This window comes from Bacillus sp. C-3-6 (assembly GCF_054509685.1).
Window position 1 is genome coordinate 3,045,409 of record NZ_CM137247.1, and the last position, 14,403, is coordinate 3,059,811.

Here is a 14,403-nt window from a genome sequence, read left to right on the forward strand (position 1 = left end):
ATTTATAAAAAAATCTGTTGCAACTCTTTAGACAACAATTCCAGTTCATAAAAAATCGATAAGTTCATAACAAAAACGCCATCTCTTCCTATGATTCTAGGGAAAGAATAGCGTTTTTGTTACGTAACAATTAAGTTGTTTCATTCTTATTTATTCAATAATTTCATTGTCATTTCTCTGCATTTTTAGCCTGATAGCGATATGATCATAACCCGTAAAATGCCATTTCTTTTACTTATGCTTTGCTAAAAATTCTGTTATGCGACGATATACATATATTTCATTTTCTTTTTTTGAAAATCCATGCCCTTCATCGTCTAATACTAGGTATTCTACATCTACTCCTTGTTCTTGCAACGCTTGAAAAATTTGATCCGATTCTTCCTTTACAACTCGTGGATCATTTGCCCCTTGGATGATAAGGAGTGGTTTATTCATTTGATTTAAGTAAGTAATTGGTGAATCTTGTATAAGCTTATCTTTATCATTATTAATATCACCTATTAAATTAACTGCGAGCGGTTTCCAATTTTCAGGCATAGATTCGATAAAACTAAATAAATTGCTAGGTCCAAAAATGTCAATGGCTGCACGGAAATACTCTGAATGACGCCCGTGAAGCAATAAGGTCATATATCCTCCATAACTACCGCCCATAACAAATAATTTATCAGGAGTTGATATCCCCTGTTCAAATAACCATTCGATCCCTGCTACACAATCTAAACGCGGCGCTTCTCCCCAATCACCTTCAATCATTTTTGTAAACGTTGAACCATATCTTGTACTACCTCTAAAGTTTGGCGCAAAAATATTATATCCCTGCCTTAATAAATATTGAAATAATGCTCTGAAATCTTTCGTCTCAGCACTTTGTGGACCACCATGAGGCCAAAATATTGTATATCCGTTTTGTACTTCTCCTTTCGCCCGGAATAATAATGCTTCTATGTTTAACCCATCAAAAGAGGCATATGTTATAACATCCGGTTCAACAAAAGAAGATTCAGATAGACCAATAACATAGTTTTTTGTTAATGCTGCCCACTCTGTATCTCTATTCTTCTTGTAATAGATGTTTGCTGTTTTCGTCGCACTTTCACCTAGTAAATATAAATTTTCCGATTTTGTAATTTCAATTTGACTTATCGTATCTACCGGAGAATTCAATAGAATTAACTCTTTTTTATCCCATACAAATTTATATAACCTATCTGTAACACCTTTCGACGAAACAATGTAGCCATTTTTTGTTTCAGCATGCCATTTTATATCGGATATATCTTCCTTCTCTATTTTACAGATTGGTTTGAATTCCTGTTTATTTAAATCAAAAGAAGCTACATAGGAAAACTCTTCTTCATAATTTGTAACGAAAATCACTGTATTTTCATCAATATAAGAAATGGAGCCTACAGTATGTTCTTTCTCACTGGAAGGTACTAAACAAATAAGTTCTTCTCCTTTTTTTACATATCCTACATTATATGTATTACTATATAACTTTAAAACAATGTAACTTGATTCATTCGGACTTACTGCCTCTACATATGTAGGTGTCTCCACACCAGTTAACAACAGCGTATCTTCTTTTGTGCGTATATTATAACAACGAGAGTTTAAGAACATTGGGTTATCTTTACTTGTGACATAGTATAATCGTTCCCCATCCTCTGTTAAATGCACAAAGTAATCCTTTTCTGTCTCTCCTGCTGGAATCAATTCAAGCAATCCACCACCCTCTGGTTTTAATGCATAAATATGATAATTTTCATCCCCATCTTTATCAAATCCAGCTAAAATAAATCGATTTAAAGAATCCATTTTAATAAAATTGCTTGATTGATTACAATATGTTAAGGGATAAGGGGATAAATTGGGTAAATCCATCGCCCATAAATTAGAATGACCATTTAAGTTTGTACTAAAAATTAATTTCCCTTCATCTTCACTAACTGTAAACCTACCAATACTATAGGATCTAAAAAATTGTTCAGCATCTTCCATAGGAAATTGAATCATCTTTCTTCCTCCACTCTACCTTATATCTAAAAATTCAGAACATCTTATATATAAAGATTCTACATTTTCCTATTTATCCCTTTTTGGTTTTATTTAGATTTACTTCTACCTTCTACTTCTTCTTATTAACATTACATAACGATGCGGAGAGTTTTTTAAACAACTCTTCTTTTAGCAGTGAATATATTCTTTACTATTTCACGATTACTTCTCATTCGATATTTCTCACTAATTATCCCTCAAAGCGAAAAATAAGTGGGGAATTAGAGAGCAAAATCTACCATATACTTTTATTCAGCTAACTTCTCACCAGTAACAATCTTCATAAAAGCAGCTGCGTCTTTCTCTGCTAATTGAGCGTACTGATTGTCCCCCGCCATTATTTCTACTTTATCCTTATTAGGACTAATCCACATTTGATATAAAACAGCTTTCGCTTCTATTTTCGGATTTTTAAACTGAAAAACAAACTGATAATCAGCTGAACGAGACATTTCCACCTTTTTATTTTCAAAGTTAGTATCATTTAATATTTTCTTTACTTGCAATACTTTATTCTTGTCTGTAATTACCTTCAAATCCTCATAATGATTATCACCAGCATGTTTTTGCACTTCGATTGTTTGATTATGATTTCCTATATTATTTGAACAGCTGGTTACTACAAATAAACAAATCACGCTGAAGACTAAATACAAATTTCTAATTTGCATAGCGCTCTCCGCCTTTAGTGTATATAATAGTTCACTTCCATTACGCTTTTAAAATGTAAAATAAGAATACACCCCATAAGCCACAAATAAGATTAATAGAATAGAAATGCCGAGTGCCGTATATATAATCCATTTTAAATTTGAATTCATATCATCCTCCTACCTCTCGGTAATTCCAGTATATAACAAAAAAGCATTGGATACCCAATGCTTTTTACACTTACGCAAATAAAGAAGTATTCGCATATAAAGCTGGTGAACCACCTGAATGTACGAATAAAATATTGTCTTCCTTATTAAATTTACCTTTTCTAATTAAGTCGATTAATCCCGCTACTGCCTTACCTGTATACACTGGATCAAGTAAAATACCTTCTGTTTTCGCAAGTAACTGAACTGCCTCTACCATTTCCGGCGTTGGTAACGCATAGCCTGGTCCTACATATTCATCAAAGCACGTAACAGCGTCGCGCGAGATAAAGTTTGGAATACCAACATGTGCTGAAGTTTCATCTACAAGTTTTGCTACTTTCTCTTCTTGCTCAGCTTTTCCTCTACTTACATTAATCCCGATTACAGGAATATGGCTTTGTGTTCCAGAAAAACCAGTAATTAAACCAGCATGCATACCGCCGCTACCACTTACACAAACAACTGAACTGAAATCAATTCCTTGCTCAAATGATTGCGCCATAATTTCTTGCGCACAAGCAACGTATCCCATTGCGCCCGTAGGGTTTGATCCACCAACTGGAATTACATATGGTGTACTACCTTTTTCACTTACTTCTTTCGCTACTTTATTCATCTCTTCCATCAGGTCTGCTCCGTTCGGTACAACAATGACGTTTTCAGCACCTAATAAGTGATATAAGAAATAGTTTCCGTTAAAGTCTCTCTTCTCTTCTGGCTCAAGCCCTTCCTCTAATACAAGAATACATTTCATTTTTTCTTTTACTGCAGCAGCAAGTGTCAGGCGGCAATGATTTGACTGAATACCACCAGCTGTAATTAACGTATCTGCACCATTTTCCTGTGCATCTGCAACTAAAAATTCTAATTTTCTCGTCTTATTGCCACCGGCTGTTAAACCAAGTAAATCATCTCGTTTAAAATAAATAGTCGGGCCACCAAGTGCTTCAGACAAATTGTTTAACTTTTCAATTGGTGTATATGATTCTGTATATTTTTTTCTCGGGAATTTAGCTAAATTCATTGTAACGCTCCTTTTGTACTTCTTTCGCAATATATGTAACGTTACTATTATTACATGTAAAAATGGTGAAGTCACCTTTCTCGGTTAAAAATGTATTAGAATTTCATTTTGATAAGTAAAACCGTATTAATGATTTTAACTTAATTACGGTACATGAAATTTATATCAACGATTTTTTAAATATATCGTTCATTACTTACAATATATCAACGATTTTTCAAATATATCGATCGTAACTTGCAGTATATCAACGATTTTCTTAATATATCGATCTATCGACAAAAAACGACAGACAGGCAACCCCTTTCTCATCAACAAAAAAAGAGCCCACACATTCAAATGTGGGCTCCCTCCGATCACTTATTTACCGAAAAACGAAGTAACTGTGTTAATCCCGGCTCTAAATTCATTTCACCTTTATGACGTACGTATACGACTTTATCCCCATCAAAATTCGGAGGGTTTGCTTTACTATACGTATGCCACTCATTCGTTCCTTCTATAGAATACTCCATATATTCAGTTGCACCGACAATTATATTTTTACTATCATCTGCCGTTACATTTGGTGCCATCTGCGCAATTTTTGAATCACTAATTAATAACTTCTTTATATCCTTATCACGTTTGTAATCGTAAGCTGTCACAATTACATCGTTACCATATGCTTTCACTTGTAACCCTTGTTTAAATGAATAGCCATCTGGAGCAGTTTTCTCTCCTCCATTTGGTCCTGCTGACATCCAGCCTGTTTCAATCCCGCCCGTATTTACAACAGTGAAACCTTTTTCATCTCCGCCTGTAATTTTCTTTTTACCAGCCCAGTCAGGTAAGTTTAAATCCCAATGTGTATGACTCGTGAAGAAAACAACTTGCGGATAGTCTTTTAATATATCGTACAATTTATCCACGTTTAAATAATCTTGTAAGTACGGCGATTGCCTTGATCCAGATACTGTATCAGGTAAAATGTGATGAGAGAAAATAAAGATTGGCTTATTTTTATCTTTTTGACTGTACTCTTCTAAATTTTGTTTTAACCAACCTAATTGCTCATCACTCATATATACTTCGTCCCACATTTTTGAATCGTGGTATTTCATATATTTTTCAGTTCCTAAAAATAGAAGCGGATAACCGTCTAATTCTTTTTTATGATATACCTTTTCTTGTCCACTAAATTTCAGATAGCGGTTAAATAAAGTTTCCTCATTTACACCATTTGGCCATGTACTTTGAGAGAGTTTCCCATCCGCTGTCCATTTACCAGCATAAAACTCATGATTCCCAACAGTAGACCATACATTTTCTGGATGCTTATTTTTATTTAACACACGCTTTACATCATCATATTGTGACTGTTGTCCAGTTGGAGTTATATCTCCATTCATAATAAGCGCTCTAGAAAGTGGAGTCACTTTGTTCATATCTTTTAGCACATGATCAAAATCCCCTAAATCCCCTTGAATATCACTAATAACGTTAAAAGTTGTAGCTGATTTTCGGACTTGCTCTTTCCCTTCCGCATGCACTGAAAACGTCGGTAATAATGCCGCCATAACTGCTAACGAAGCAACTGTCTTTTTCATACAAATTCTCCCCCTAATAATAGAATGTACAAACTGACATGTTCTGCTTTCTCTTAGGTGCTTGTCCAATTCACATTATAGGGGGCGATTGTAAAGATTAATGGAATAAAAAATTAAGTGTTTTTTAAGAGATTTTGTCTTTTTTTCACACTCCACAATTAGTAATTCGCGCCAATCTAGCTTTCTAGTCTTTAACATTACATAAATGTAAATGAATATGATGAATCTCTTCGTTTGATATGTTGTCTTTTTAATCTTTGTTATATAACCGCCACAAAATACGCTCTCTTTTCAAGTTCTCTTCATTTAATAAACGTTACTCCTCTTTTAATTAGCCTTAAAATTATAAATCGGCTTAATAATATGTTTAATATCAATTGTTTCTTTTGTATTCTTAATAATTTCATCCATTGGCTTATATACCATTGGTGCTTCATCTAAAGTACTTTCTGCAACAGATGTAGTCCAAACCTCTGTCATTGTATTTTGAAAATCCTCTAAGTTAAGTACTTCTTTCGCCTTCTTACGGCTCATAATACGTCCTGCTCCATGAGGGCCAGAAAAGTTCCAATCTGGATTTCCTTTACCAAATGCAATGATAGAACCGTCTCTCATATTAATTGGAATGATTACTCGTTCATCTTTCTGAGCTGAAATAGCACCTTTTCTTAGAATCATATTGTCCATATCGATGTAGTTATGGATTGTAGTGAATTGATCTGTTACTTTCCAATCCATTTTAGTGACGATTTCATCAATCATTGCTTTACGATTTAACTCCGCATATTTTTGAGCAATTTTCATATCATTCATGTAATCTTTAAATCCTTTTCCTTCTAAATAAGCTAATTCTTTGCGAATCACCGGTTTCTTAATTTCACGTAAAGCTTCATGTATTTCTTGTTGTCTACCTTCTTTCGTTAAACGTTCAATGATTTCTTCTTTAATAGATTTAACGTTTATAAGTTGCTCGTAAGCAAAGTTTTGATAATACTCTGCTACCTGTTTCCCTAAATTACGCGAACCACTATGAATGACAATGTATACATTTCCTTTATCATCCTCATTCAGTTCGACAAAATGATTGCCCCCGCCAAGTGTACCAATACTTTTTTGAGCACGTTGCAATGTAAACGGGGCTCTTACACTATCAAAATCAATCATTTTTGAAAATCTATGTTCCTTATCTCGAATACGAAAACCACTTGGGACAAATCTGCGTATCGTTTCGTCTAAGTGATCGAAGTTGATTTCCTCTTTTTTCTTATTAATCATAACAACTTCCATGCCACAACCAATATCGTACTTACCTCTCAGTTTCCTGAAAGAGTGGACTATACCTTCTCTACAGTCATCGAGATATGCAGTCTCTACTGTAGGCTCACCGTATTAATTATTCCTCTTCAATTCAAAATGGATGAGGAATAATTCTGTACCTTAGTCTGCTAACATAGTACAAGTCTCTGAACCATTCGATTATGTCACCATAACCACTGGCTGCTGATTGCCCTCGCCTTTTATCGTTAGGGTTTCCAGTCAATTGAGTGAGTAGTTTAAAGTCTGAGCCGATTAGTTAACCCCGACTAAATTAGGAACAATCTTATCTTGAATTGTCATTGTTGTCCCAATTGTACAACCTGCGCCCGCATGTGTATCTGGCAGAATACGGATCTTGCTATCCTTTACGAATTGTTGGTTACAAAGATCAATAATTTGACCTGCTGCAGTTTTTTCTACATTCGTAGTAAACACTTTTGCTTCATTGTATTTCCCTTGTAATTTCAACATCTTCTATTTCCCCTTTCCTTAAGTTTCTACAAAACATTAATTTATAGATATTATATATTTATAATTATATTTTCCACCACTACAGCTCATTTCCTTTTTTATAAAAAAAGACACAGAGATTCCTCCCTATGCCTACTAATTTCCTACCTTTTCACCGCATGTACATAATGCACTGTCTCAAAAGCTTCTAAATAATCGTTTCGTCCTTCAAAATATAATACATCAATATCCTCTGGTGATAAATGCTCATAAATGAGTAAGCCCGCCTTCTCTAACAGTGCTTCCATTTCAGCATAAGAATAACATGATTTCATCGGTTCTCCGCCTACCGCAGCCATTTTCACCATATTTTCAACTCGATTGGACAGTCCCTTTTCTGTAAACAAGTTTTCATCAGGATAATCAAAAACGATAGAACTACCTGCCGGAACCATCTCGAATAAACATTCTAATAAACTAGCAAGTTCCTCTTTCGTTAAATAGTACGTAACACCTAAAAGGCTAAAGAAAGTCTTTTTATGTTCAAATCCTTCATTGCGTAACTGTTCATAGGAAAATCCTTTCGTAAAATCCATTGAAACAAAATGAAGGTTATTTGGAACTTCAAGTTCTACTTCTTTTATTCTTTCCTTCTTAAACGCCTGTGTAGAAGGATGATCCACTTCAAATATTTCTATTTTATTTTCTAATTCTCGGTGTCTAAAACTGAACGTATCTAAGCCTGCACCGAGTATGGCGTATTGTTTTGCTCCTAATGTAATTTCATGTAGTAATACTCTTTCACAATATGCGGCACGTGCTAAAGGTGTTGGTGATAACTGAACTTGCGTAATCCATTTTAATATTTCTTTTGGATTGTCTTGAAACTGCTCTGCAATTTCTTTATTGAAAAAGTGAATCCCTTGAACCATGTTCGTTTCAATATTGTTACGTTCTTTTTGTGAAATGAAATCTTTAGCTACATAATCATCAAAGATTTTAGGATTATCAAATTCACTATGATACGCCCTTCCGAAAGCTGATACTAACGACGTTACACTTGCTTCACCTTGTTTCACGCACATACACTCTCCTTCATGTTCACAACAAAAATAGGGTTCCCCTGGCCAGGAGAACCCTATTATACACCTTATTTTTATATTGGTAAATTATAGCATAAATAAGTTTTTTTGTCAAGTTTTCAGCCTACTACGCTCCAACAATTTGTGTAATCTCTAGCAGGAAGATTTCGATCTACACCGAATATTCCAGTTCATAACAATACAAATGGAGGGCGTCATGAAAAGATTAGTCATCATTACAGTAGGAAAAACACACAGTGGAAAAACTACATTTGCAAAAGAGCTAGAAAAAGAGTTACCTAATTCTTTTATTATGGACCAAGACAACCAAGCTGAATTTATTAACACACATTATGAAAAATTACAGCCGACAGAAGGATCAAATACACTAAAGCACAGTCTTTCAAAATTCATTGTTGATTATGCGAAAGAACATACAAATTTACACCTTATTATTTGTAACTCCAATCGCAGTAAAAACGGAAGGTTCTATTTACTAAACGAATTATTTCCACAGAATGAATATGTACGCATATTAGTTCACTTTGACATCCCAGATGATGTACTTTACGAAAGAGTGGCTAGAAGCACGCGAAGTACGAATATTTTTAGAGGTGGATATTCTAGTTTCAAAGAAGTACTTGATCGACAACAAACTGAATCACTTCACGATGATGTGGTAGATCCTATAGAAAACGAGGCTGATTATTTGTTTGTTATTCGTAACAGTAAGGATGTAAACTCTACTATATTAAAAATTGTCCATCTTGCTAAAGAGTTCTCCCCTATCCGAAATAAGAGATTATAAAAATTACATAATCATAGATTATTATGCAAATACTTCCTCTAGACGGCGCAGATGGTATATAATGATGGAAGAATCTACTTCTATATGCTCATTTTTACACAAAATAGCTCATGCATATGAAAGAAAAGAGGTACAAAAATATGAAAACAAAACAAACAATCGCTGCGTCTACACTAGCTTTAGCAATGATTGCTGGCGCAAACTCTGCTCATGCAGAAGTAAATGATGCTACTCCTCAGCAAAGTACGGGAGATCGATTAGCTGAAATTAAGCAACATAAACAAGAGTTAGATGCGAAATTACAGCAACACAAAGAAAACGTGGATCAAACATTAAATGAACTTAACAAAGTTAAGGAAAATGTTGATACAAAGGTGAATGAACTACATGAACGCAAACAAGTTGCTGATGAAAAAATTAACGAAGTTAAACAGCATAAACAAGAACTAGATGCAAAACTTCAGCAAGACAAACAAATCGCCGAAGATAAAATCGCTGAAATTAAAGAGCATAAAAAACAAGTAGAAGATAAAGTTGCTGAAGTAAAAGAACATAAGCAAAATATCGATAACAAAGTGAATGAGATTAAAGAACATAAACAAACTGTCGATGAAAAAGTGAATGAAATGAAGCAACATAAAGAGAACATTGATCAAAAGGTTAATGAACTTAAGGAAGTTAAAAAACAAGTAGATGAAAAATTAGCTGAGTTAAAGAAAGCGAAACAAACTGCTGAGGACAAACTCGCTGAACTAAAAGAAAACAAGCCGAATACTGGTAATACGTTAGAGGAACTTAAGAAAATTAAAGGCAATTTAGACAGTCTTTCCGCTAACTTAGAATTAGCTAAACAAGATGTAAAAAACAAACTAGCTGTTTTACAAGAAGCTAGACAAGATTTAATCAATAAAATTAACGAAATTAAACAATCGAAACAAACTGTTTCAGATGATTTATCAAAGAAAAAACAAGACTTAGATATTAAAATCAACGACTTTAAGCATACTGAGAAAAAAATTGACGACAAATTAGCTGAGTTACATACAACGAAGCAAAATGTTGATAACAAGATTAATGAAGTATCACAGTCTAAACAAACGCAAGCAGATAATGGTACTAAAAACAATAACGCTAAAGAACTTCCTAACGCTGGTAGCGAGCAATCAAACAATATGGCTCTAGGAATGCTATCTGTATTAGGCGGGATTTTATTAGTAACACGCAATAAAATTAAAACCTTATTCTCAAAATAAAGCCATTATACTTATTAAAAACAATTATACAAAGGCCAACCGCATGTACGGTTGGCCTTTTTCTTTATATTAACTGTCCATCTCTCAGCGTCAATATACGATCACATACATCAAGCATTCTTTCATCATGTGTAATCATAATTGCTGCTTTTTGGCTCTCTTTCACTTCACGTTTCATCATTTCAACAACTTCACGTGCGCGTTTTGAGTCTAAGCTTGCCGTTGGCTCATCCGCTAATATTAAATCTGGGTTGTTCATGAACGCACGAGCAATTGCTACCCTTTGTTTTTCCCCGCCAGATAGTTGATTTGGATAATGATTTTTTCTTTCTCCTAATCCAAATGCCGCTAATAAATGATCCGCACGCTTTTCTGATTCTTGTTTACTTTCTTTTTTTAGCTTTGCAATGTAAAGCAATTGTTCTTTCACATTTAAATATGGAACAAGATTTGCGAACTGGAAAATGAAGCCGATTTTTTTCAAACGAATGTCTGTCATTTCCTTTTCTGATAACTGTGTAATATTTTGATCACGAATGTAAATATCCCCTTTTGACGGTGATAATAGTGCACCCGCGATTGATAATAATGTACTTTTCCCTGATCCAGAAGGACCGACGATGCCGATAAACTCTCCAGCTTTCACATCAAGCGACATCGGATGAAGGGCTGTTACTTCCGTATTCCCTTCTCCGTACACTTTACTTACTTTGTCTAATTTCAATAATGAAGTCATTACATCCCGCCTCCAATTGCTTCTAATGCATCAACTTTTAATACTTGGTATAACGAAATAAGTGTTCCTAAAATACTAATTACGATAAAGATTGCTGCATATTGTGCAATCATCGGTGTTGTTAATAAGAACGGCATACCTGCTGGTAAAATTTGTTCTAACCCTTGTACAAGAACGATACTGATTACCATCGCAACGACTGATAAGAATAACGCTTGCACGACTAAGCTATTTGCTAAATACGAGTTCTTCGTACCAATTGCTTTTAATACACCTAGTTGCTGTGTTTTTTGCAGTGTAATGACGTAGAAGAATACACCAATTAGTAATGCAGCGATTACAAGTAAGAACGCAATAATCATCGTTAACGTTCCTTGCTCTTCTTTAAATCCTGGAATACTTTGCAGCACTTCTTTTTTGTCAATTACGTGTGCATTTTTTACTTCTTTATCTGTATTAAGTGCGATTGCACTATAATCTTTTTGGTTTGGTTGTGAAATAGCGCCCCATACGTCTTCATTTACATAAACGACTGGTGTATGGCTAAACATTTGATCTTTCGTAAATCCGACGATTTTAAATTCTTTCTTTGAAACAGGATCGATAATTGTATCCCCAATATCGATTCCTTTTTCTTTAATTGATTCATCAGCAACCATTTCGTTGTTTGCTGTACCTAACTTCTCACCTTTTACAATGTTCGGTTCTAAAAATGTATCGCGTTCACTTGAGAAAATAGCGATATCAACCTTTTTCGAACTATCTTTCTTTTCATACGTTGAAACTTTCACCCGAAATGGAACTGCCTCTTTCTCGCCCACTTGATTTACTACGTTATCTACATCGTCTTTCTTAATTTGTGAACGAAGTAATTTATTTTCCGCATCATCTGCTAAAACGAACTTATTTGCCTCCATATTTTGAATCGATGAAGCATTATCATATGATAATCCATTTGCTAATCCTGAAATAACAAGGACTAAAAATGATAGTAACACCATAATGAGTCCGATTAATCCGTATCTTAATTTTGATTGTTTTAATTCACGCAGAGCTAAAAACATTTCGCTCGCTCCTTCCTCTTTCTTTCTATGCACTAATCATAAAAAAGAAATATGAACGGAATATGAACAGAAGATTACAGAGTAAAAAAATAAATTTTCTGAAAGTATTGAAAATAAATAGAATCCTTGATACAATTCAGTCAAATAATATTGACCGAGTAATTTAATTCAAGGAGTTGATCATGTTGAAGCCCGTATTAACACTAACTACTTATAGCCAACTAAAAGCATTAAGCGATCCACTACGTGCCGAAATGATGATACGTCTATGCGAACGTCCTTATACTGGACAATTACTATCTGAGAAATTCGGCATTTCAAGGGCGAAAATTCATTATCATTTAAAAGAATTAGAAAAGAATGGTCTTATAGAGATCGTTTATACAGAAGAAAAGAATGGGATTATTCAAAAGTTTTATCAATCTGTCGCGAAAGGCTTCACCCCTGCTGCAGATCTATTACCTCATTTAGAAATATTAAGCGAATCAGGTCGCCAAATCTTTTTACAAATGATAGAAAGAACGAAAAGCCAAATTCTCGCTGCACCAGAAGAAGCTTTTACATTACGAAATGCAAGTGAAGATCCAGCTAAGTGGAATTACGTTTCATCCTGCTGGGAATTTGATGCTACGCCAGAACAATTTCAAGTGTGGGTAAAAAAGTTTTATGAATTAATGGCTGAATTAAACGAAATCACAAAAGGTGCAGATAAAGATCCGAATAGTAAACCTTATTATATTTCTACTACTGCACTTCAAATCGCTGAGAGAACAATGCAGCAATTTATTAAAAAAGAAGAAAAATCGTAATACGATTTTTTTTACATAAACGGCCAAATTTATTTTACCGAATAAATTTATTATAAAGGAGTAGATAAAGTGGACATATTAAAAAACCGGAATTTCCTCTTATTATTTTTAGGAAGAATTTTCACCAACATAGGAGATAGTTTGTATTATGTAGCCGCGATGTGGCTCGTATACAAATTAAGTGGTAATCCTTTTTATTCTGGATTGGCTGGTTCCCTTACGTTATTACCTTCTGCATTACAATTTCTTACTGGTCCATTCGTTGATAGATGGTCAATAAAAAACACCCTCGTCATCACACAAGTTTTGCAATGCATTCTTATTTTAATCATTCCTATTACACACTACTTCGACCTACTAACAGTCCACCTACTACTCATCATCATGCCAATCGTAGCCTTTATTGAACAATTCGCCTATCCCGCACAATCAAAAGCTTTACCACTTCTACTGCATAAAACACAATTATTAAAAGGAAATTCACTCTTCTCATTTGCATATCAAGGCATTGATTTAATTTGTACGACTCTTTCTGGAATATTAGTAGCACTATTTGGCGCCATTACTTTATATGTAATCGACTCCTTTACATTCGCGATTACTGCCCTTTTGTTCTTTTCATTAAAAATGCCAAAACAAACTGAACCAGACACAACACTTTCAACTAAACAATATTTTACTGATTTAAAAGAAGGGTTTTCAATCGTATTTCGTTCCTTAATGGGCGTCTTCTTAATTGGTTCCGTTGTCGCTAATTTTTCAATCGGTATGACGATGGCAATACTCCCTTCTTTCGCTGATTCTTTAGGCGGTGTAAAATTATATGGTTTCTTTTTAGCCGCTATATCCGCCGGTTGTTTAATTGGAGCACTATTCAGTTCATGGGTTGGTAAACATAATGTTGGCCGTGTCTCCATTATTAGCTTTGCGACTGGCGCTTTCTTTTGGTTTCTCTCAACGGTTGTACCGTTTCAATGGCTATCCATTTTTTTATTCGGCTTAGCTTGGATACCAATTGGTGCGACCAACATATTATTTGCGACTATTGGTCAAATTGTAATTCCAAACCAATATCTTGGGCGTATCAATTCAGTTACACGAAGCATGGGCACAATTGCTATGCCACTCGGCTCTTTAATTGGCGGATACACTGCGAATGTATATAGTAGCCAACTCATTTTCGCGCTTGCTAGCATTGGGATTTTATTCATTTCCCTCGTATGGCTACTTCATCCGAAATTACGGGCTTTTCCAAAAGCTGATGAAATTACAGCGGATACTTTTGAGCTTCGGTTTAAGGAAGAACGCGGGAAAGGTGCGGCTTTATAGCAACCAAACATAACC

At 34.5% G+C, this 14,403-nt stretch carries 13 protein-coding genes; 4 read left to right on the forward strand and 9 right to left on the reverse strand.

The genetic code is table 11. The features are described from left to right. Positions 1 to 231: 231 nt before the first annotated feature. The 7 genes from ACW0JX_RS15650 to ACW0JX_RS15680 all read right to left on the reverse strand — a co-directional run bounded on the left by ACW0JX_RS15650 (position 232) and on the right by ACW0JX_RS15680 (position 8,392). Positions 232 to 2,022, reverse strand: a complete 1,791-nt coding sequence (locus ACW0JX_RS15650) for a S9 family peptidase (protein ID WP_459244896.1) — start codon at positions 2,020 to 2,022, stop codon at positions 232 to 234. Positions 2,023 to 2,312: 290 nt separating this feature from the next. After that, positions 2,313 to 2,735 carry a hypothetical protein gene (locus tag ACW0JX_RS15655; RefSeq protein ID WP_001167092.1) on the reverse strand — a complete coding sequence of 141 codons (423 nt, stop codon included), beginning with the start codon at positions 2,733 to 2,735 and terminating at the stop codon, positions 2,313 to 2,315. A gap of 220 nt (positions 2,736 to 2,955) precedes the next feature. After that, the gene (gene cuyA, locus ACW0JX_RS15660) at positions 2,956 to 3,951 is read right to left on the reverse strand and encodes a D-cysteate sulfo-lyase (protein ID WP_459244897.1); all 996 of its coding nucleotides are present in this window, start codon (positions 3,949 to 3,951) and stop codon (positions 2,956 to 2,958) included. 356 nt (positions 3,952 to 4,307) lie between these two features. After that, positions 4,308 to 5,540, reverse strand: a complete 1,233-nt coding sequence (locus ACW0JX_RS15665) for a DUF4073 domain-containing protein (RefSeq protein ID WP_459244898.1) — start codon at positions 5,538 to 5,540, stop codon at positions 4,308 to 4,310. Positions 5,541 to 5,867: 327 nt separating this feature from the next. Further along, a complete protein-coding gene (locus tag ACW0JX_RS15670; RefSeq protein ID WP_459244899.1) occupies positions 5,868 to 6,827 on the reverse strand; it encodes an RtcB family protein in 960 nt (319 codons plus the stop codon). 282 nt (positions 6,828 to 7,109) lie between these two features. Continuing rightward, positions 7,110 to 7,328: a hypothetical protein gene (locus ACW0JX_RS15675; protein ID WP_459244900.1), complete on the reverse strand. Its 219-nt coding sequence runs from the start codon at positions 7,326 to 7,328 to the stop codon at positions 7,110 to 7,112. A 143-nt stretch (positions 7,329 to 7,471) separates the two neighbouring features. After that, positions 7,472 to 8,392 carry a class I SAM-dependent methyltransferase gene (locus ACW0JX_RS15680; RefSeq protein ID WP_089171416.1) on the reverse strand — a complete coding sequence of 307 codons (921 nt, stop codon included), beginning with the start codon at positions 8,390 to 8,392 and terminating at the stop codon, positions 7,472 to 7,474. Between the two features lie 214 nt (positions 8,393 to 8,606). On the opposite strand from ACW0JX_RS15680, the gene ACW0JX_RS15685 reads away from it, so the two are divergent. Continuing rightward, positions 8,607 to 9,197, forward strand: coding sequence for an ATP-binding protein (locus ACW0JX_RS15685; RefSeq protein WP_459244901.1), 591 nt, complete (start codon positions 8,607 to 8,609; stop codon positions 9,195 to 9,197). A 140-nt stretch (positions 9,198 to 9,337) separates the two neighbouring features. Then, positions 9,338 to 10,450, forward strand: a complete 1,113-nt coding sequence (locus ACW0JX_RS15690; protein ID WP_459244902.1) for an LPXTG cell wall anchor domain-containing protein — start codon at positions 9,338 to 9,340, stop codon at positions 10,448 to 10,450. Positions 10,451 to 10,514: 64 nt separating this feature from the next. Here the strand turns inward: ACW0JX_RS15690 and ACW0JX_RS15695 are convergent, their stop codons facing one another. Together ACW0JX_RS15695 and ACW0JX_RS15700 are read right to left on the reverse strand one after the other, a co-directional pair. Continuing rightward, on the reverse strand, positions 10,515 to 11,186 hold the full coding sequence (locus ACW0JX_RS15695) for an ABC transporter ATP-binding protein (protein WP_459244903.1): 672 nt from the start codon (positions 11,184 to 11,186) through the stop codon (positions 10,515 to 10,517). Continuing rightward, positions 11,186 to 12,250 carry an ABC transporter permease gene (locus tag ACW0JX_RS15700; protein WP_089171419.1) on the reverse strand — a complete coding sequence of 355 codons (1,065 nt, stop codon included), beginning with the start codon at positions 12,248 to 12,250 and terminating at the stop codon, positions 11,186 to 11,188. The genes ACW0JX_RS15695 and ACW0JX_RS15700 overlap by 1 nt, the downstream gene beginning before the upstream one ends. A 185-nt stretch (positions 12,251 to 12,435) precedes the next feature. Between ACW0JX_RS15700 and ACW0JX_RS15705 the strand changes: the two genes are divergently transcribed. Further along, positions 12,436 to 13,059 (forward strand): ArsR/SmtB family transcription factor, encoded by a 624-nt coding sequence (locus ACW0JX_RS15705; protein WP_024927960.1) that lies wholly within the window; start codon positions 12,436 to 12,438, stop codon positions 13,057 to 13,059. Positions 13,060 to 13,128: 69 nt separating this feature from the next. Then, positions 13,129 to 14,388, forward strand: a complete 1,260-nt coding sequence (locus ACW0JX_RS15710) for an MFS transporter (protein ID WP_095690519.1) — start codon at positions 13,129 to 13,131, stop codon at positions 14,386 to 14,388. Positions 14,389 to 14,403: the final 15 nt, after the last annotated feature.